This window comes from Gordonia sp. 11cp, assembly GCF_057767225.1.
On the sequence record NZ_CM173437.1, the window covers coordinates 1,090,560 to 1,109,552 of the forward strand.

At 68.9% G+C, this 18,993-nt stretch carries 16 protein-coding genes and 1 riboswitch; of the genes, 5 read left to right on the forward strand and 11 right to left on the reverse strand.

The genetic code is table 11. The features are described from left to right. Window positions 1–98: 98 nt before the first annotated feature. The 5 genes from AC3B6C_RS04690 to thiO form a co-directional block, all read right to left on the reverse strand. Complete coding sequence (locus tag AC3B6C_RS04690; RefSeq protein WP_010843755.1) at window positions 99–845, reverse strand: ABC transporter permease; 747 nt, start codon at window positions 843–845, stop codon at window positions 99–101. Beyond that, window positions 842–1,765, reverse strand: a complete 924-nt coding sequence (locus AC3B6C_RS04695; RefSeq protein WP_014928280.1) for an ABC transporter ATP-binding protein — start codon at window positions 1,763–1,765, stop codon at window positions 842–844. The genes AC3B6C_RS04690 and AC3B6C_RS04695 overlap by 4 nt, the downstream gene beginning before the upstream one ends. Before the next feature lie 69 nt (window positions 1,766–1,834). Then, on the reverse strand, window positions 1,835–2,632 hold the full coding sequence (gene thiG, locus AC3B6C_RS04700) for a thiazole synthase (RefSeq protein WP_010843757.1): 798 nt from the start codon (window positions 2,630–2,632) through the stop codon (window positions 1,835–1,837). Continuing rightward, on the reverse strand, window positions 2,625–2,825 hold the full coding sequence (gene thiS, locus AC3B6C_RS04705) for a sulfur carrier protein ThiS (RefSeq protein ID WP_010843758.1): 201 nt from the start codon (window positions 2,823–2,825) through the stop codon (window positions 2,625–2,627). The genes thiG and thiS overlap by 8 nt, the downstream gene beginning before the upstream one ends. After that, complete coding sequence (thiO, locus tag AC3B6C_RS04710; RefSeq protein ID WP_488375164.1) at window positions 2,822–3,883, reverse strand: glycine oxidase ThiO; 1,062 nt, start codon at window positions 3,881–3,883, stop codon at window positions 2,822–2,824. The genes thiS and thiO overlap by 4 nt, the downstream gene beginning before the upstream one ends. Then, window positions 3,878–3,988, reverse strand: a riboswitch (TPP riboswitch). It overlaps the preceding gene by 6 nt. 47 nt (window positions 3,989–4,035) lie before the next feature. On the opposite strand from thiO, the gene thiE reads away from it, so the two are divergent. Together thiE and AC3B6C_RS04720 are read left to right on the forward strand one after the other, a co-directional pair. Next, window positions 4,036–4,761, forward strand: a complete 726-nt coding sequence (thiE, locus tag AC3B6C_RS04715; RefSeq protein WP_488375165.1) for a thiamine phosphate synthase — start codon at window positions 4,036–4,038, stop codon at window positions 4,759–4,761. A gap of 320 nt (window positions 4,762–5,081) precedes the next feature. Beyond that, the gene (locus AC3B6C_RS04720) at window positions 5,082–5,462 is read left to right on the forward strand and encodes a hypothetical protein (protein WP_010843761.1); all 381 of its coding nucleotides are present in this window, start codon (window positions 5,082–5,084) and stop codon (window positions 5,460–5,462) included. Between the two features lie 22 nt (window positions 5,463–5,484). On the opposite strand, the gene AC3B6C_RS04725 is transcribed toward AC3B6C_RS04720, so the two are convergent. After that, a complete protein-coding gene (locus AC3B6C_RS04725; RefSeq protein ID WP_014928285.1) occupies window positions 5,485–5,967 on the reverse strand; it encodes an NUDIX hydrolase in 483 nt (160 codons plus the stop codon). A gap of 351 nt (window positions 5,968–6,318) precedes the next feature. On the opposite strand from AC3B6C_RS04725, the gene AC3B6C_RS04730 reads away from it, so the two are divergent. The 3 genes from AC3B6C_RS04730 to AC3B6C_RS04740 are packed head-to-tail and all read left to right on the forward strand — an operon-like array spanning window position 6,319 to window position 11,332. Then, window positions 6,319–7,770: a hypothetical protein gene (locus AC3B6C_RS04730; RefSeq protein ID WP_488375168.1), complete on the forward strand. Its 1,452-nt coding sequence runs from the start codon at window positions 6,319–6,321 to the stop codon at window positions 7,768–7,770. Then, on the forward strand, window positions 7,767–8,765 hold the full coding sequence (locus AC3B6C_RS04735; protein ID WP_488375169.1) for a glutamate ABC transporter substrate-binding protein: 999 nt from the start codon (window positions 7,767–7,769) through the stop codon (window positions 8,763–8,765). Before AC3B6C_RS04730 ends, AC3B6C_RS04735 begins: the two co-directional genes overlap by 4 nt. Before the next feature lie 5 nt (window positions 8,766–8,770). After that, on the forward strand, window positions 8,771–11,332 hold the full coding sequence (locus tag AC3B6C_RS04740; RefSeq protein ID WP_488375170.1) for a serine/threonine-protein kinase: 2,562 nt from the start codon (window positions 8,771–8,773) through the stop codon (window positions 11,330–11,332). On the opposite strand, the gene AC3B6C_RS04745 is transcribed toward AC3B6C_RS04740, so the two are convergent. The 5 genes from AC3B6C_RS04745 to AC3B6C_RS04765 all read right to left on the reverse strand — a co-directional run bounded on the left by AC3B6C_RS04745 (window position 11,329) and on the right by AC3B6C_RS04765 (window position 18,981). After that, a complete protein-coding gene (locus AC3B6C_RS04745) occupies window positions 11,329–12,957 on the reverse strand; it encodes an HNH endonuclease signature motif containing protein (RefSeq protein ID WP_488375171.1) in 1,629 nt (542 codons plus the stop codon). The two genes, AC3B6C_RS04740 and AC3B6C_RS04745, sit on opposite strands and share 4 nt — an antisense overlap. Before the next feature lie 270 nt (window positions 12,958–13,227). Beyond that, on the reverse strand, window positions 13,228–14,430 hold the full coding sequence (locus AC3B6C_RS04750; RefSeq protein WP_488375173.1) for an acetate/propionate family kinase: 1,203 nt from the start codon (window positions 14,428–14,430) through the stop codon (window positions 13,228–13,230). After that, on the reverse strand, window positions 14,427–16,619 hold the full coding sequence (gene pta / locus AC3B6C_RS04755) for a phosphate acetyltransferase (protein WP_488375174.1): 2,193 nt from the start codon (window positions 16,617–16,619) through the stop codon (window positions 14,427–14,429). Before pta ends, AC3B6C_RS04750 begins: the two co-directional genes overlap by 4 nt. Window positions 16,620–16,660: 41 nt before the next feature. Then, window positions 16,661–18,337, reverse strand: coding sequence for an FAD-binding oxidoreductase (locus AC3B6C_RS04760; RefSeq protein ID WP_488376222.1), 1,677 nt, complete (start codon window positions 18,335–18,337; stop codon window positions 16,661–16,663). A gap of 11 nt (window positions 18,338–18,348) precedes the next feature. Beyond that, a complete protein-coding gene (locus AC3B6C_RS04765) occupies window positions 18,349–18,981 on the reverse strand; it encodes a TetR/AcrR family transcriptional regulator (protein WP_488375175.1) in 633 nt (210 codons plus the stop codon). Window positions 18,982–18,993: the final 12 nt, after the last annotated feature.

Genomic DNA, 18,993 nt, shown 5'->3' on the forward strand with positions numbered 1-18,993 from the left:
ATGGGCCGCGCCGACGCATCAATGTGGTCCGACCGGATGGCATCGACCGGCTCTCAGCGGATTCCGCGTGTGACATCAGCGGAGGAAAACCACGCGAACTACGCATCTCGGGCGTTGGTGACCGCCACGGCGGCCGCCAGCAGTACGAGTGTGAAACCCGCGAAGTAGAGCAACGAACCGTAGGCGTTCCAGTGGAAGGTGTCACTGCCGCCGGCGAGGAAGTTCCAGCCGTTGAGGAACGGCAGGAACGACACGATGTGCTCACCGACGCGCGGGAGCACCGACACGATGCGCTCCAGCGCCAGCATCCAGACGAGCATGATCGCCACCGCGCCGGCCGAATGCCGCACGAGCGCACCCACGGCGAGACCGATCAGTGCACACAGCATCGCGAAAACCGGTGTGCCCCAGAGATGCCGGACGGTCTCGGGGCCGGTCAGCGAGACTCCGACGCCGGAGAGCACCTGTGCGACCACCACCGCGACGACGCACAGGATCGCCACCACCGCGAAGGAGAGTCCGCCGAACACGACCGCTTTCGCGATGAGAACCCGCGGGCGGCGCGGGATCGCGGCGAAGGTCGGGCGGATCGTGCCGAAGCGATACTCCGTGGTGACACCCAGGATCGCCATGATCGCGAGAACCGCGACCCCGAACTGGTCGACGCCGATCAGGAAGTCGTCGGTGAGGGTGTCGGCCTCCCCGGGACTTCCGTACGAGGTCCCGGCGACGGCACCGAGCAGCACCGCGAGGCCCAGTCCCAGCACGACGACGACCCCGAGGCACCAGTACGGCGATCGGGTGCTGGCGAGTTTGATCCGCTCGGCGTTGATCGCGGCGATCACCGGTTCACTCCCCCGTGGTAATCGACAGCGTGGGCTGTCATCGACATGAACACCTCTTCCAGCGACGCCGACTCGGCGGAGAGCTCATGCAGGGTGATGCCCGCGGCGGCAGCGAGATCGCCGACGTGATCGGTCGTGGTGTCCGGAACGCGCATCACCGGACGCCCCTGACCGTCCGGGTCACCCGGGGCGGGGTTCAACCCCGCCGCCGCGAGCGCGGCGTGCAGCTGCTCAAGCTGCGGGCCGCGCACCCGGACCGATTGTCGTGCCCGCCCGGTGAACTCCGCGACCGAACAGTCGGCGATCAGCCGGCCCCGCCCGATGACGACGAGATGATCTGCGGTGAGCGACATCTCGGTGAGCAGGTGACTCGACACCAGCACCGTCCGACCCTCGGCGGCGAGCTTGCGCATGAACCCGCGGATCCACACGATGCCCTCCGGGTCGAGGCCGTTGACCGGTTCGTCGAACAACAGCGTGTGCGGATCGCCGATCAGGGCACCCGCCAGCCCGAGCCGCTGCGACATGCCGAGCGAGAAACCGCCGGCGCGCTTCTTGGCCACCGAGGTGAGCCCGACCGTCTCGAGCACCTCGTCGACGCGGGCAGCCGGGATCTGGTTGCTCGCCGCCAGCCACCGCAGATGCGAGCGCGCACTGCGGTTCGGATGCACCCACCGAGCGTCGAGCAGCGCACCGACCTGACGCAGCGGATGGTCGAGGTCCCGGTAGCGCTGACCGTTGATCGTCGCCGTGCCCGAGGTCGGACGATCGAGACCGAGCATCATGCGCATGGTCGTCGACTTGCCCGCCCCGTTGGGCCCCAGGAAGCCGGTCACCCGTCCCGGCCCGACCTCGAAGGTGAGATCGTCGACCGCGCGTTGACCGCCGAAGTCCTTCGTCAGATTCGCTACCCGCAACACGCCTCGACCATAGCCGTCGAATCCAAAGCGGCCCGGTCTGTCATTCGTACGGCCTGTCGCAGCCGCCCGTCAGCCCGGATCGCGGCCGGGCGAGGACGCGTGAGCCCAGAAGCGCTTGGGAATTCGGCCCGCCCGCCCGGCCAGCCGGCCCGCGATCACCGCGTGCCGCATCGCCGTCGCCATCAGTTCGGGATTCTCCGCGCGGGTCACCGCGGTCGCCAGAAGCACTCCGTCGCAACCGAGTTCCATCGCCAGCGCCGCGTCGCTCGCGGTGCCGATGCCGGCGTCGAGGATGACCGGCAGCGGGTCGTCGAAGCGGGTATGGCAGTCGTCGACGATCATCTCGATGTTGTGCGGGTTGAGGATTCCGAGACCGGTCCCGATGGGTGACCCGAGCGGCATCACCGCGGCCACCCCGAGATCGGCGAGTCGCGCGGCCAGAACCGGGTCGTCGTTGGTGTATGCCAGCACGACGAACCCGTCGCCGACCAGGGCGGCGGCCGCGTCGACGAGTTCGATGGCATCGGGCATCAGGGTGCGTTCGTCGGCGACCACCTCGAGCTTGACCCAGTCGGTCTCGAACGCCTCGCGCGCCAGCTGTGCGGTCAGGACCGCCTCGGCGGTGGTGTGGCAGCCGGCCGTGTTGGGCAGCACGGCGATGTCGAGCCGGCGCAGCAGATCGAAGACCCCGGTACCCGAGGCGGCGTCGACGCGGCGGACCGCGACGGTGGTGAGTTCGGTGCCCGAGGCGACCAGTGCGCGTTCCAGGGTCGCGAGATTCGACGCCCCGCCGGTGCCGGTGATGAGCCGGGACGAGAAGTCGCGGCCCGCGATCCGCAACGGATCCGGTGTCGACTGGTCAGCCACCCTGCACCGCCGTGACGATCTCGACGACGGCGCCGTCGGTCATGGTGTGCCGGTCCCAGCGACCGCGCGGGACGACCGCGCCGTCCACCGCGACCGCGATCCCACGGTCCGGCAACCCGAGCCCGGCGACCACATCGCGCACCGAGGCGTCGGCGTCGACATCCATGCTCTCGCCGTTCACCGTGATACTCATTCCTCGACTCCTTCCAGGATCGACAGCACGCGCTCGGCGGTACCCGGGGCGAGGACGATCCCATTGCGTCCGTGCCCGGTCGCCACGACGGTGCGTGCGTCCACGCGGGCGACGAGCGGCAACCCGTCGGCGGTGCACGGCCGCAGACCCGCGGCCGCTTCGGTCAGTTCATACGTCCGCAGTCCGGGCAGGACCTCGATCGCGTCGGCGAGCAGGTCGGCGACCCCACCGGCCTGCGGCGCCCGGTCGGTCAACCCCTCGGCCTCGTACTGGGTGGCGCCGACGACGACACCGTCCTCGCGTGGCACCAGGTAGACGGCCCGACCGTGCAGACGTGCCCGGACGACGTGGGCGGGCGGGGGCACGGACCAGCGGGTGCGACGAAGCCGGAGGATCTCGCCCTTGGCCGGGTGCAGGTCGGCGCCGGGCCAGAGGGCAGCGGTGCCGAGCCCGGCGGCGAGCAGGATCTGCCCGTCGGAGCCGGGGTCGTCGAGATCGGCCAGGGACCCGACGCGGGCGGTGGTCAGCTCCACGCCGGCCGTCGTGACCGCGGCGCGCAACGCCTCGAGGAGGCGCCGGTTGTCCACGGACCACTCCCCGACCGCGCGATAGCCACCGACCAGACGAGAACTCAGCGACGGTTCGAGTGCCCGGATGTCGCGGCCGGTCACCGGCTGCAACGCCGAGTCGGTGCGGGGCTGGCCGGCCCAGACGAAGTCGGCGAGGTGCCGCAGGTACTCGATGTCCGTGGCCGAGGCCGCGACGAACAGCGAGTCGGTGGCGGTGACAACGGCGGGGTCGTCGAGCCGCTTCACGAGCGCGGGCCAGAGCCGGACCGACTCCACCGACAGGGCGAGCGACGCCTCTTCGCCGGGATGTCCCTCGCCGAGCGAGCCGAGCATGCCACCCGCGACCCACGAGGCGCGCTCGTCGGTTCCGGCGTCGAGTACGCGAACCCGCCACCCGGCGTCGGCCGCGGCCAGTGCGCACGTCAGCCCGATGACGCCGCCGCCCACCACCGTCAGGGTGCGGTGAGCAGTCTTCCGAGGGGAATTCACGCTGGAATCACCTTCCTTCGCCGGAATGACCCGGATCAGGTTCGACGGTCAGCGGATCGGTCCGCACTCTCAGCCCGGCCGGTCCGGGCTCCCGTGTGTTCGTGCGGTCCACCCTACGCGGGGGCGTCAGGTGTCCGGTTAGCCTGGTCGGCGTGACGACCCCGAACCACACCAGGTCAGGGTCCGCGGATTCCGGCCACGCGACAGACCGTCGTCGTCGGCTCTCCTCGGCCCGCCTCTACCTGTGCACCGACGCCCGACGCGAGCGCGGCGACCTCCTCGATTTCGTCGGCGCCGCGCTGGCGGGCGGCGTCGACATCGTGCAGCTCCGCGACAAGAACTCGCCGGGCGAACGCGAGTTCGGGACCCTGGAGGCGCGGGAGGAGCTCGAGATCCTCGCGGGACTGCGGGCGATCACCGACGCGCACGGTGCGCTGCTGGCGGTCAACGATCGCGCCGACATCGCGGCGCTCTCCGGCGCCGACGTCCTGCACGTGGGACAGGGCGACCTGTCGCCGTCGGCGGCCCGCCGGATCGTCGGCCGCGACGTCGTCATCGGCGCCTCGACCCACGACCCCGAGCAGGCTGCCGCCGCGATCTCCGACGAAGACGTCGACTACTTCTGCGTCGGCCCGTGCTGGACCACGCCCACCAAACCCGGCCGCGCCGCCGCCGGCCTCGACCTCGTGTCCGCCACTGCGGAAATGCTGTCGGGGGCAACGCAATCAGCGAAACCGTGGTTTGCCATCGGCGGGATCGACGCCGGCCGCGTCGGCGAGGTCACCGCGCTCGGGGCCCGGCGCATCGTCGTGGTGCGCGCCATCACCGCCGCCGCCGACCCGACCGCCGCGGCCCGGGAACTCGCCGGGGTGCTGTAGCGAGTCGTCGTCGGGGACGAAACAGGTTTGCCCGGTCGGTGTCGCGGGTCTATGGTGGACCGATCATGTTGTGCATCACGAGCATTCTCGTAACCCGCCGCAGCGGGGTCTGAATCTGACCGACCCCCCGCTGCGGGTCGGTTGCGCTCTATCGTCGGTCACCCATTCTTCGACCGAAATCGGTTACCGAGATGCACCCTCTTCATCTGTCTCATCGATCCTGTTCGTGGCATGAGCACGACGACCGCCGCGGTGGCGATCTGTTCACCGAGCGGTACGGCCGTCCGCTTCCCCCTGGAATGCACGAGGAGGCCACCGGGATGACCTGGCAGGAATTCACCGACGAGTACTCCCGCGGCGGCACGATCCGGCTCGGGTCATGGTCGGTCGCGTCGTGTTCGGGCGACCTGGTCGAGTGCCGGGCGACGCTCGCGATCGCCGACCGCATCAGGTCCTGCAGCGCCGTCGCCGCCGGCCCGGTCGGTGCGATGACGTCGATCCTCCACGACGTCGGAGCCCCCGTTCAGATCGTCCGTCTGCATCAGCGGGTCGTCGACGGCGTGGTCACGACGTTCCTCCTGTGCGAGAACGACGGCCGCCACGCCTGGGCCGCCGGCGAGGGTGCGAGCAGCGACGAGGCGAACGTCCACGCGCTGGTCGCGGGCGCGAACCGGCTCCTGGACGGCGGCCGGGTCGGCTGACCCGCCGACAGATCAGTTCAGCTCAGCTCTGGGGGTCGAGCATCGCGATGCGCTCGCGGAGGGTGGGCCAGGCGAGCCCGAACGCGGGGTGCAGCGGCAACTGGTCCACCCGCTTCTCGTCGACCCACCGCAGCTCGGTGGACTCGAAGTTGGCGACCGTGCGGACCGGCGTGTCGGTCTCGGCGATGACGGTCGTGTAGGTCCATCCGCCGGGCGATTCGTGGGTGACGACCGCCGCGACGACGCGCAGGTCGTCCCCGGTGATACCGGCTTCCTCCTGGGCCTCGCGGATCGCCGTGTCGATGGCGCCCTCATGCGAGTCGCGGGCGCCGCCGGGCAGCGCCCAGGTGCCACCCTGATGCGACCACGCGGCGCGGTGCTGGAGGAGTACACCGGTCGATCCCTCCGGCAGCGGCGCCCGCAACAGCAGGCCTGCCGCGCCGTGGATTCCCCAATATCGTGAACCGTCGGGATCGATCACCCAGCCGTCGCCGTCGCCGCGCACCACGCCTCCTCGCATCCCGATCGCGTCGACCGGGTGCCTCCACCGTAAGTGAGACGCGCGCCACCTGCCAGGAACATCGCAAACCGGTGCCGACCACGGGGGCGAGAACCGTGCGGAGACGCCGGTTTCACGCAGCGCGAGCCGAACGGCCGAGGTCGGCGACGCGGCGTCGGTCAACCCGGAGGAACCCTGCCCGATGGCATAGGGTGAAACACGCACGACCCGGTGAACGATGACCCAAGTGACACAACACCTGGCGTTGATCGCCCGGCCACGCGAATCCGGAACGGGGAACCGGTGACCGTACGACCGCACCGGAGACGATCCAGCGTTTGAGAAGGGATCAGGTAGGTGACCGGCGACGCGTCCTCCGTGCGGACGGCGCTGACGCGTGGCGGTCGCACGATCCGGCCGGCGCAGGCCTCGCCCCCGATCCGCCAGGTGCTCGCCGACCGTCGCGAACTCGTCGCCACCGCCCGGGAACGCGCCCAGTCGCCCTTCCAGACCATCCGCCACTTCGCGGTCACCACCCCCGGCAAGCTCATCATCATCTGCGGAATCCTGGCGCTGGGCTGTCTGAGCACCGGGCTGTACGCATCGACGGTTCTCGAAGACCGCACCCAGACCCTGCAGCGCCTCATCGACCGGACCGAGCCGCTCGCCGAGGCCGCCCAGGTCCTCTACAGCTCACTGTCGATCGCCGACGCCTCGGCCAACGCGGCGTTCATCTCCGGCGGACTCGAGACCCCTGATCTGCGGCAGCGCTACTCGGATGCGTTGGCGACGGCGTCGTCGTCGTTGATCCTGGCGACCGGCACCTCCAGCGAGCCGGGTTCCGGAATGACGTCGGACCGGTCGGAGCAGGCGGTCAGCGCCGATCTGGAGACGCTGTCGACGTCGATCCCGGTGTACAGCGGACTCATCGAGACGGCGCGGACCAACAACCGGCTCGGCAATCCGGTGGGGTCGGCGTATCTCGGACAGGCGTCGTCGATGATGCAGGATCAGATCCTGCCGGCCGCGCAGCGTCTCTACGAACGACGTTCGATGGCCATCGCCGATCCACAGCACACGCTGACCCGTCCGCCCTGGACCGTCTACGCGCCGCTGTTGTTCCTGCTCGCCGCGCTGGTGCTGACGTCCCGCTATCTCGCGCGCCGGACCCGCAGACGGTTCAACGTCGGGGTCGTCGCCGCGATCTTCGCCCTCGGCATCGGGACCCTGTGGCTGCTCGCCTCCGGCCTGATGTCGGTCGCCGCGACCAGCGACGCCCGCACCGAGGGCGCCGACCCGCTCCGCGACCTGACCGCTGCGCGCATCCTCACCCAGCAGGCGCGGTCGGCCGAGACACTGTCGCTCATCCGCCGCGGCGACCAGAGCGGTCTGGAACGCAGCTTCTCCGTCGCGACGAGCGAGATCGGCACCATCGTCGACGACGTGCGCGACGGAACCGAGGACGGTGACAGCGCCGTCACCCCCGAGCAGCTGGACACGGTCACCGCGGCGCTGACGGAGTGGCGGCGCACCGACGCCGCCGTCCGCCGCTACATCCAGACCGGGAACTTCGGTCTCGCTCGCCTGCACACCGTCGGCGACGGGCCGGACAGTTCCGCGCGCGCCTACACCGCGGTCGACACCGCCCTGGTCGATGCGATCACCACCGCCCGGAACTCGTTCCGGGACGACATCAACACCGCGCAGCGCGTACTCGGGTTCACCGGCACCGGGATCCTGCTGCTCACCGTCTTCGCCGGCGTCGCGGTCGTGGGCGGTCTCATCCCCCGGATCCGGGAGTACCGATGACGACCACGCGCTCGACTCGCCGCCTGCTGACCGTCGTGGTCGTGCTCGCGCTCACCGGTCTGGTCGCGACGGGATGCGTGCGTTTTCCCGCACCCGAATCACCGCCGCCGACCGCCACCGCCGGATCGCCCGTGCTGCCCGGCGTGCAGGTCGACGTGCCCGTCGAACCCCCACCGAGTTCCGAGGCATGCAACGCGACGCTGACCCTGCGGCCGCCCGCCCAGATGCCGCTTCCCCGTCAGATGCCACCGAATTCGACGATGGCCGGGATCCTGGAACGCGGCCGGCTCATCGTCGGCCTCGACATCGGCTCCAACCTGTTCAGCTTCCGCGATCCGATCACCGGTGACATCCAGGGTTTCGACGTCGACATCGCGCACGAGATCGCCGGGGCCATCTTCGGGGACGACCGCCGGATCGAATTCCAGGTCCTGAGTTCCGCGCAGCGCATCGACGCGCTGCGGGACATGACCGTCGACGTGGTGATCAAGACGATGAGCATCACCTGCGACCGGTTGCGCGACATCAGCTTCTCCGCCCCTTATTACGTTGCCTCGCAGCGGATTCTGTCTTTCCGGAACTCGAACGTCGCCGGTCCGGATCAACTCGCGGGCAAACGCGTCTGCGCGGCGCGCGGGACGACCTCGATCGGTCGCATCCAGTCGATCCAGCCACGCGCGCGCATGGTCAGCACCACCACCTGGGCCGACTGCCTGGTGCTCATGCAGCAGGGCCAGATCGATGCGGTGACGTCGGACGACGCGATCCTCGCGGGCCTCGCCGCGCAGGACCCATGGGTACGGGTCGTCGGTCCCAGCCTCGGCGAGGAGTTCTACGGCGTCGGGATTCCCAAGGGGCAGGACGACATGGTCCGCTTCGTCAACGGGGTGCTCGAGCGCATTCGCGTCACCGGTCGCTGGCAGGAGATCCGCGACCGCTGGTTGTCCATCCTCGACAGTGGGTACGGCGCACCCCAGCCGTACTACCGGGACTGATGCCCATGGACAGCACCGCCCGCGACGACGAGCCGGACGACGTGCGCGGCGACTCGCGCGCCGACGCGGAAGGCGACGAGCTGGGCACGCAGCGGGTCTCGCTCGACTCGCTTCTCGGGGATGACCCACACGGGAGCGACGCCGAGACCACCGCGAAGGTCACCGAGGTCGGCACCCAGAAGGCCGACCTCGCGGCACTGACCGCCGGCTCCGACGACACGACCGATCCACGGCCCGGGCGCCGCGCCGACCCGGATGTCGGAACACAGGCCGTCGCACCGGTGTTCACCGTCGGGGTCGACCCCGACGACCGGACCGACCGCGTCGTCCGATCCCGTCCGGCCGTACCCCATCCCGAACCCGACTCGGGTCCGCTCGGCCGACGACTGGTGCCGCATCGTCGGCCTCCGGTGCACGAACGCCGGCTCGGCAGCGGCCTGGTCGAGATGCCGAAGATCACCGACATCGAACCCGCCGACGCCGTCATCGACGACCCGGTGATCGCCGACAGCAAGCGGTTCTGCTGGCGCTGCGGCAAACCGGTCGGCCGTCGCGAGGGCGACGGTGCCGGCCCCCCGACCGGCGACTGCGGCAACTGTGGCGCCCGGTACTCGTTCGTCCCGGGCCTGGCGCCGGGCACGCTGGTCGCCGACCAGTATGAGATCGCCGGCGCGATCGCCCACGGCGGCCTCGGCTGGATCTACCTGGCCATCGACCGCAACGTGAGTGATCGGCCCGTCGTCCTCAAAGGTCTGCTGAATTCCTCGGATTCGGAGGCCCAGCGCGTCGCGGTCGCGGAGCGGCAGTTCCTGGCCTCGGTCAACCATCCCGGGATCGTGAAGATCTACAACTTCGTCGAGCACGTCGACGACGATGACCGCTTCGGGTACATCGTGATGGAGTACATCGGCGGCCAGACGCTCAAGCAGATCACCGGAGGTGATCCCGACAACGCCCTGCTCTCGGTGGAGCAGGGTTTGGCCTACATCCTGGAAGTGCTTCTCGCCGTGGGCTATCTGCATTCGGTCGGACTTGTCTACAACGACGTCAAACCAGAGAACATCATGGTCGGCAGCGACGAGGTGAAGCTGATCGATCTCGGCGCCGTCTCCCCGATCAACGGTTACGGACACCTGTACGGGACGCCCGGCTTCCAGGCACCGGAGATCGTCAAGACCGGACCGCAGATCGCGACCGACATCTACAGCATCGGGCGCACCCTCGCGGTCCTCACCGTGCCGATGGAGATGCGGAACGGGCGCTACGTCGACGGCCTGCCCGCCGCGTCGAAAACTCCTGTCTTCCGGAACAATCCGTCGTACTACCGTCTCCTGCAGCGTGCCACGGCACCCGACCCCGCCGATCGCTTCGTCTCCGCGGAGGAGATGAGCACCCAGGTGCTGAACGTGCTGCGTGAGACGGTCGCCGTCCACACCGGCGTTCCGCGACCCGCACTGTCGACGGTGTTCACGCCGCAGCGCTCGACTTTCGGCACCGACCTCATGCTCGCGCCCGTCGACGGTTTCTTCGACCCCGATCAGGCGGCGTTCTACGACCCGGTGGACATCGCCAACGCGCTGCCCGTACCGCTGGTCAACCCGCTCGACCCGGCGGCGAGCCTGCTCACGTCGGCGGCGCTGTCGGATCCGCGTCAGACCCTCGACTCGATCAACACCGCGCGGGCGGAGGGTTTCGCCTCGCTCTTCGGCGGGCGGCCGGTCGAGAACGCCCATCCCTCACGGGAGATCGACCTCGCCGAGGCCCGCGCGCACCTGCAGCTCGACGACGTCGACACCGCGCTCGCCCTCCTCCAGGAAGTCCGTGCCCACCACGGCGATTCGTGGCGGGTCGAGTGGTACATGGGTATCTGCGCGCTGATGAACGACGAGCCAGAACTGGCCTATGAGCGCTTCGACGAGGTCCTGGGTGCGATGCCCGGTGAGGTCGCACCCAAGCTCGCCGTCGCGGGTACGGCCGAACTCATCGGCCGCTGGCTCGCCGACGAGAACGGTCCGGCGAAATCCGCGGAGAAGATCGCCAAACTATATGACGTTGCGCAGCACCATTATCACGATCTGTGGCTGACCGATCACAGCATCGTGACCGCCGCGTTCGGTCTGGCCCGGCTCGCGGTGGCGGCCGGTGACATCGACGCCGCCATCCAGCCGCTCGACGAGGTTCCCGCGACCAGCCGCCACTTCAACACCGCACGTGCGACGGCGATCATCGCGCTCGTCCACGGACGGCCCACCACGCAGGTGACCCGTGAGCAGATCGTCGAGGCGGCGCGGCGCCTGGAACAGATCCCGGACACCGAACCGCGCAAGGCCCGGATGCTGCTGATCGTGCTGGGCACCGCGCTGGGCTGGATTCACGACAACCCCGACGACGCCCTGCTGGACAAGGAGCCGTCCACACTGCTCGGATTCCCGTTCACCGAGTACGGGATTCGGACCGGCACAGAGCGCTCGTTGCGTCAGCTGGCACGTCTGACCCGCACCAACCGGGACCACCGGTTCATGCTCGTCGATCTCGCCAACTACGTTCGGCCGAATACATTGTTCTAGGCCGACCGGAACGGTGCTGTTGCGTTACGCACCAGCGGTTCTTGGCTGAGGAGATTCTCGAGGTGTTCCTCGACCAACGATGGGCGAGTACCACGCACGCGCCGTGGTGGTCGGACGTCGATGACGTGGCTGATCGTCAGCCATGAGCGGCGTGCTTGATCGCCGGGCCGGGTGGTCGGTCCGTGGATCTCGTCGCGCACGGTGTTCAGATGCTCTGCGAATCGCCGGGGTATGTCGGGTCGGCGGTTGAGGCGGTCGGGGTTGGGTGGCCCGCCGGGTTCGGCGTTGAGTGTCCAGACGCATCGGCCTTCGTCTGGTCCGGACCGTTCGATGCGGGTGGTGTACTGGCCGGGGTTCGTGCCGACCATGCGGTTGTGTCGTGGGCATGCGGGTGCGAGGTCGTCGATGTCGGTGAGACCACCCTTGGCCCAATCCTTGTGGGCGTGATGGAGTTCGACGTGGGTGGCGGGTTGATCGCACCCGGGAGCCGAGCACACTTCGCCGTCGGGGCGGGCGAACGAGACGAGGCGTTGTTCGCGGGTGGCCAGACGTTTGCCCCTACCGAAGTGCAAAGGCACCGCGGTGTGATCTTTGAAGATCGCCAACCACGGCTGAATGTCGCCGGCCATGGCGATCAGGTCGGGGATGGGCAGCAGGGTGCCGGTGGCGGTGGTGGCCAGGCCGGCTTCGCGGATCAGGTCGCCGAGGTCGGCTTTGATGATCAGCTGCACGGGCAGGCCGCGGTGCGAGGTGCCGAGCCTGCCGTCGGCAAATCCGGCGGTGAGTGCGGCATCGAGGGCGTCGTGGTTGATCTGGGCCAGGGTGCGCCCGTCACGATCGGCTGCGGCTGCCACCGCATCGGGGTCGGCGGTGCCGCCCGGTCCGCTCGGTGAGGCGGGGTCGTCGGGGTTGTTGAGTCCAGGTTTGCCCCAGACCGCGAACATCATCGAGATTCGGGCGACGAGTTCGGGGGTCAGGGTGCCCGATATCTTGGCGGTGCCGTCAGCTCGTTGCCGACCGATCCACAGGTTGCGGCGTCGTTTGTGGTCGGTGTCGTCGGCGAGTGTGCCGTCGGGGTCGAGGTGGGCGAGCAGGCGCGCGCCGAGTTGGGTGATGTCGGCGGGGGTGTGGGCTACGGCGATCTCGGCCATCTGTCGTTCGGCAGCGACCTTCACATCGTGGTCGACAGCGTTCGGGATGTGGTCGAGGACGTCGAGGGCGGCCTGGATGTGTGCGGTTCCGACAGTCCCTACGGCGAAAGCTTCTGCCAGTGTGGGGTGTTCGGGATCGAGGCGTTCGCCGTTGAGGCAGGTGAGGGTGGCGGTGGCGTTGAGGTGCTTCCGCCGCCGCACAGGATTGGTGATGCGGAGGCTATGGTTCATGAACTGGGTGAGAGTGCGGTATCCGGTCTTGCGTGGCAGGTCGCGAGCCTCGACTTCGGCGACTTGGCGGTCGCCGGCGTAAGTGGTTCGCGCGATGGCCCGTTCGGTGGCAGAGGCGATGTCGATCAGTTCTTCGTCGGTGCATGGGGCCAGGTCGACCGTCCGCAGTTCGTCGAGGATCGCATTCAGCTCGGCCACCAGCTCGACAGCACGGGGTTGTGATGCGGCGGATTCGTCAGACATGGTCACCCCCCGGAGACGTTGCGCGAATACATGTTCGAGTGTAGCGGCTATAACGCTGGTGTGCAACGGTTTTCGATGACCCGCTGCAGAGCGCATCTTGTCGGTGGTGCGTGGTAGAGGCGGCCGAATATCGAACCACCCTGCGGCTTGGTCTCTTACCCGTCAGCCTTCCGAACGCAGCCATCCTGGAACATCAGCGGCGCCGTACTCCTTCAGTGCCGGTATATCGACCTTCGAGTACGCCGTCGAGAAGATGCCGACCACCGGGAATCAGCCCGCCACCACCGCAGCCGACTGCCTCGCGATGGCCAGCTCTTCATTGGTCGGCACCACGAGCACATCCACTGCGCTGTCATCCGCCGATATCCGCCGAGTAGCCTTGCCGCGCACAGTGTTCCGCTCCTCGTCGACGACGATCCCGAACCCTTCCAACCCTGCCAGCGCACGAGACCGGACGACTGCCGAGTTCTCACCGACTCCGGCGGTGAAGGTGATGGCGTCGACGCGCCCGAGGGCGAAGGCGTAGGCGCCGAGGTAGCGACGTAGGCGATGGATGTAGACGTCGAAGGCGCGACGGGCCGCGTCGTCGCCGGAGTCCATCAGCTCGGTGATGGTGCGGAAGTCGTTCTCGCCGCACAGACCTCGAAGTCCCGAACGCTTGTTGAGCAGCGTGTCGATCTCGCCGACCGACAGATTCGCCACCCGGTTCAGGTGCAACACCAGCCCGGGGTCGATGTCACCGCTGCGGGTTCCCATGACCAGCCCCTCCAGCGGGGTCATACCCATCGACGTGTCGATGGGCTGTCCGCCGGCGATCGCCGAGGCCGACGCGCCGTTGCCGAGATGCAGCACGATCTGGTTCAGCGACGCCGGGTCGCGGTCCAGGAACTCGGCCACCCGGCCGGCCACGTACTCATGGCTGGTGCCGTGAAAACCGTAGCGGCGTATCGCATGTTCGTCGGCCACCGCACGGTCGATGGCGTACGTCGCGGACGAGTCGGGGAGCCCGTGGAAGAAGGCGGTGTCGAAGACGGCGACCGACGGGACATCGGGGAGCAACTCCTGTGCCGCCAGGATGCCGACCAGGTTGGCCGGATTGTGCAGCGGTGCCAGCGGGGAGATCCGCTCGATCTCCGAGATCACCTCGGGGGTCACCACGGTCGGCTCGTAGAACGACCTGCCGCCGTGGACCACCCGGTGCCCCACCGCACTCAGTCCCGCCTTCGCCAAGTCGGTTCCGTTGTCGGCGAAGAAACGCTCCGCACGCCGGACCGCGGCGAGGTGATCGTCGAGTTGCAATGTCTCGGTGACCGTCTCACCGTTCTGCTCATGCGTCATCGACGAACCGGCATCGCCGATCCGCTCCGCGATGCCCTCCGCGACCACCGTCCCGTCCGCCGGCTGCACCAGTTGATACTTCAGCGACGACGAGCCGGCATTGAACACCAGCACCGCACCGGACGCCCCGCTCATCGACCGGCCTCGGCGTCGTCGGTGTCGGCGTTCCCGGCGATCGGGTCCACATCCCCCTGCTGGGCCTGGATCGCGGTGATGGCCACGGTGTTCACGATGTCGGAGACGAGAGCTCCACGACTCAGATCGTTGATCGGCTTGTTCAATCCCTGCAGCACCGGGCCGATCGCGATCGCGCCCGCGCTGCGCTGAACCGCCTTGTACGTATTGTTGCCGGTGTTCAGATCGGGGAAGATCAACACGGTCGCGCGACCGGCGACCGGCGAATCGGGCATCTTGGTCTTCGCCACCGACGGTTCCACCGCGGCGTCGTACTGGATGGGTCCCTCGACCAGCAGCCCTGGTTCCCGCTCGCGTACGAGTTCGGTAGCCGTCTTGACCTTCTCGACGTCGGCGCCCGACCCGGACGTTCCCGTGGAGTAGGACAGCATCGCGACCCGCGGATCGATGCCGAAGGCCGCCGACGTCTGCGCCGACGAGATGGCGATGTCGGCGAGCTGTTCATCGGACGGGTCCGGGACGATGGCGCAGTCACCGTAGGCCAGCACCTTGTCGGCCAGGCACATGAAGAACACGCTCGAGACGGTGGAGACCCCCGGTTTCGTCTTGATGATCTCGAAAGCCGGCCGGATCGTGTGTGCGGTCGTGTGCGACGCCCCCGAGACCATCCCATCAGCACGGCCGGTGTGCACCATCATCGTGCCGAAGTAGGACACATCCCGCATCTTCTCCTGTGCCCGTTCAAAATCCATGCCCTTGTGTTTGCGCAGATCGGTGTAGACCCGGGCGAACTCGTCGAGGTACTCGGACTCGGCCGGGTCGATGACCGTCACATCGGCCAGGTCGAGTCCGAGTTCGATGGAGCGTTCCCGGACCGTGTCGGGATCTCCGAGGATGGTGAGATCGGCGACGCCGCGCCGGGCAAGCCGGTTGGCCGCGCGCAGGATTCGGTCGTCATCCCCCTCCGGCAGCACGATGTGCTTCCGGTCGGCACGCGCGCGGGAGATCAGCCGGTACTCGAACATCTGCGGCGTCACCACCGTCGGCGTCGACACGTTGAGGTTGTGCATGACCTTCTCGGGGTCGACGTGGGTCTCCATCATCGACAGCGCAGCCTCGATCTTGCGCACGGAGCCCACACCGAGCTTGCCCCGCGTGTGCGCGGCCGTACGCGCGGTGTCGTAGGTGCCCTGCGGGCAGCTGATGATGGGCAGCGTCGGTTTGAGACCACTCACCAGCGCCTCGATCATCGGGTGCGGTTTGAGCCCACCGTTGAGGATGATGCCCGACAGACGCGGAAACCCCTGCGCAGTGTTCGCATTCACCAGAGCGAGCAGGACATCCGATCGGTCGGCCGGAGTGATGACCACCGTGCCGTCGGTGAGCCTTTCGAGGATGTGCTCGACGGTCATGCCGCCGACCATCACCCGCAGCGCCTCCCGGTCGAGCAGCTCCTCGTCGCCGCTGTACATGGTCGCGCCGAGCGCCTCTTTCAGCTCCCCCATCGTGGGCGCGAACAGCACCGGCTCCTCGGGGAGGCACAGCGCCGGAATCCCGGTGCTGCGCAGCTGTTCCCGGATCTCGACGAGCCGATCGGGATCGCATCGGTTGGCGACGAGCGCGACCGGGGTCGCGTGCGCGGCTTTCACCTCGGCGATGAGGCCTTCGGCCAGACCGTGCAGTTCTGCCGGCGACCGGTCGATCGCCCTGATGGCCAACACCATCGGGGCAGCGAGATTGGCCGCGATCCGGGCGTTGTAGCTCAGTTCGGACGGAGTTCCGACGTCGGTGTAGTCCGAGCCCACGATGACCACGCGGTCGCACCGGGACTGGATGGCGTGGAAACGGGCGACGATCTCCGCGATCGCACCTTCTGGGTCGTCGTGGACCTGTTCGTAGGTGACACCGAGACAGTCCTCATAGGGGAGGTCGGCGGAGTCGTAGTCGAGGAGCAGATCGAGGATCGGATCCCGGTCCTCGGTGGCCGTCCGCGAGATCGGGCGGAACACGCCGACCCGCCCGCCGGTGGCCGACAGCAGCGCCAGCAGCCCCAACGCGACGATGGACTTGCCGGTCTCCCCCTCCGCGGAGGCGATGTAGATACTCGTCGTGGTGTCGGCGACGACCTGTTCCGCACTCGCGGGTCCGTCGGCGGTCTGGACTGCATCCGTGGCCATGCGCCCCAGCATAGTGGCGCTCGAGCCACGCACCCCGCCCGTCGGATCGAGGGTCAGATCAGAATTCCCGGATTGCACACGCCGGCCGGATCGAGCGACGCCTTCACCGCCCGCAACGCCTCCAGCGCCAGGGGCCCGATCTCGTCGTGGTAGGCGTCCCGATGATCCCGACCGACCGCGTGGTGGTGGGTGATACTGGCCCCGGACGCCCGAATCGCGGAATTGGCCGCGGTTTTCGCCGCCGCCCACTGCGTCAGCGGATCGTCGCCGAACGGTGCGACGACGGTGAAGTACAGCGAGGCGCCCGACTCGTAGACGTGACTGATGTGGCACATCACCAGCGGCGGCGTGCCCGACGCCGTGAGCGAGTCCGTGAGGGCAGCCGTCACCGCGTCGCGCACCTCGTGCAACCGCGACCAGAAGGCGACGGTCTCGAGCGTCTCGACCAGCACGCCCGCATCGAGCAACGGATCGCGCAGATACGGTGCGGCGAAACGGCCTGTCCGCCAGGACTCCCCGGGACCGTCGCCCAGCGCGCTGCCGCCGGCGTCGGTCAGGACCGCCGACGCCGCGTCGCGACGGCGTGCCACCTCGTCGGCGGCACCCTCATATCCGGCGACGACCAGACACCCCGCGGACCCACCATCGCCCGCTAAGCTCCCGGCGCCGGCGTCATCCGGCCCGCTCGCTTCGCTCCCGGCGCCGGTGTCATCCGGCCCGCTCGCTTCGCTCCCGGCGCCGGCCGGATCCGCGAGATTCAGCGCGGTCTCCACCTCGTCGGACAGCCTCAGCACCGTCGGCAGCGGACCGTCCTGGGCGAGCCGGCGAAGCGCGGTCGCGCCGTCGGCGAACGTGGCGAAGCGCCAGGCGTCGAAGACTCGGGCCACCGGCACCGGCCGGATGCGTACCTGCACGCTGGTGATGACACCGAACACACCCTCCGACCCCAGGACCAGCTGACGTAGATCGGGGCCGGCCGCCGAGCGGGGCGCGGTACCGAGTTCGATCGTGCCGCGCGGGGTCGCCAGCACGAGTCCCTCGACCATCTCGTCGAACCGCCCGTAGCCCGCCGACGACTGGCCGGCAGATCGGGTGGCCGCGTAGCCACCGATCCCGGCGCCCTCGTAAGACTGCGGGAAATGCCCGATGGTCCACCCCTTCTCACGCAGGAGCGCTTCGGCCGCCGGCCCCCGCAGGCCCGCCTCCAGGGTCGCCATCCGGGAGATCTCGTCGATCTCCACCACCCGGTCGAGGCGTCGCAGGTCGAGGCTGATCACACCGGTGACCGCAGCACGGTCCGGCGTCAGGCCACCGACCACGGACGTCCCACCGGTGAAGGGCACCACGGCGATCCGCCGGTCCGAACACAGCCGCAGGATCGCGACCACCTCGTCGTGGCCACCGGGGTACACCACCAGATCGGGCGCATCGCCGGCGTCGCCCGCACGCAACCGCAGGATGTCCGGGGTGGAGTACCCGCGCGTGTGCTGAACCCGTGCGGCATCCGCGTCGGTGACGTTTCCGGCACCGACGATCGCCGAGATCTCCTCTCGGACACTGGGATCGACGACCGGTCGAGGAGGGGTGATCGTCGCCGGGTCGACGCCGGAGTCGGCGTCCCGGCCGCCGGCGAGCGCAGCCGCCGCGCCGGGCAGTTCGGCCGTGCGCGCCGGGTCCCCCCATCGCGGCCGGCGCATCTGGACGACGGGTATCGCGGTCTCGTCGGACATCCGCTCGTCGGTCATCGGGCCGCGCCCGGTGCGGCACCGCCGGTCGGCGGAACACCCCCGGAATCATCCCCGCCGGGGGCGTCTCCCTCAGCGTCGGTGCGCACGACCGCCCGGACGACGAGTTCGGCGATCTGCTCATCGCTCAGGAAGCTGTCGGGGATGAGCATGAGGGAGTAGATGGTGCGGACGAGGAACTCCGCGGCTCCCCGCGGGTTCGGGAACAGCTGGTCCCCGATCTGGGGTTCGAGGTCGGGCAGGGTCTCCGACACGATCTGGTGGATGAGGGTGGGCCCGGCCGAATCGCTGGTGGCGACCAGCGCGCGCACGACCTCCTCGGGCTCCTTGCGCAGGACGTACTGCAATGCGTCGTGGTTGCGGATGTAGGGCAGCACGTTCACCACCTGCGCGTGGATCTTGCCCGCCGCGTCGGGTGCACTCGCCGACCACTCCACCAGCTTCACCCGCAGCAGCGAGACCTCGCGTTCCACGATCGCCGTGACCAGCGCTTCGCGCCCGCCGAACATCCGGTAGGCGGTGGCGCGCGCGACCCCGGCGTGCCGGGCCACCGACGTCAGACTCAGCGTCTTGGCCCCGAACCGGGAGACAAGCCCGACTCCGACATCCACCATGCGGTCGCGATCCATGCGAAAACCGTA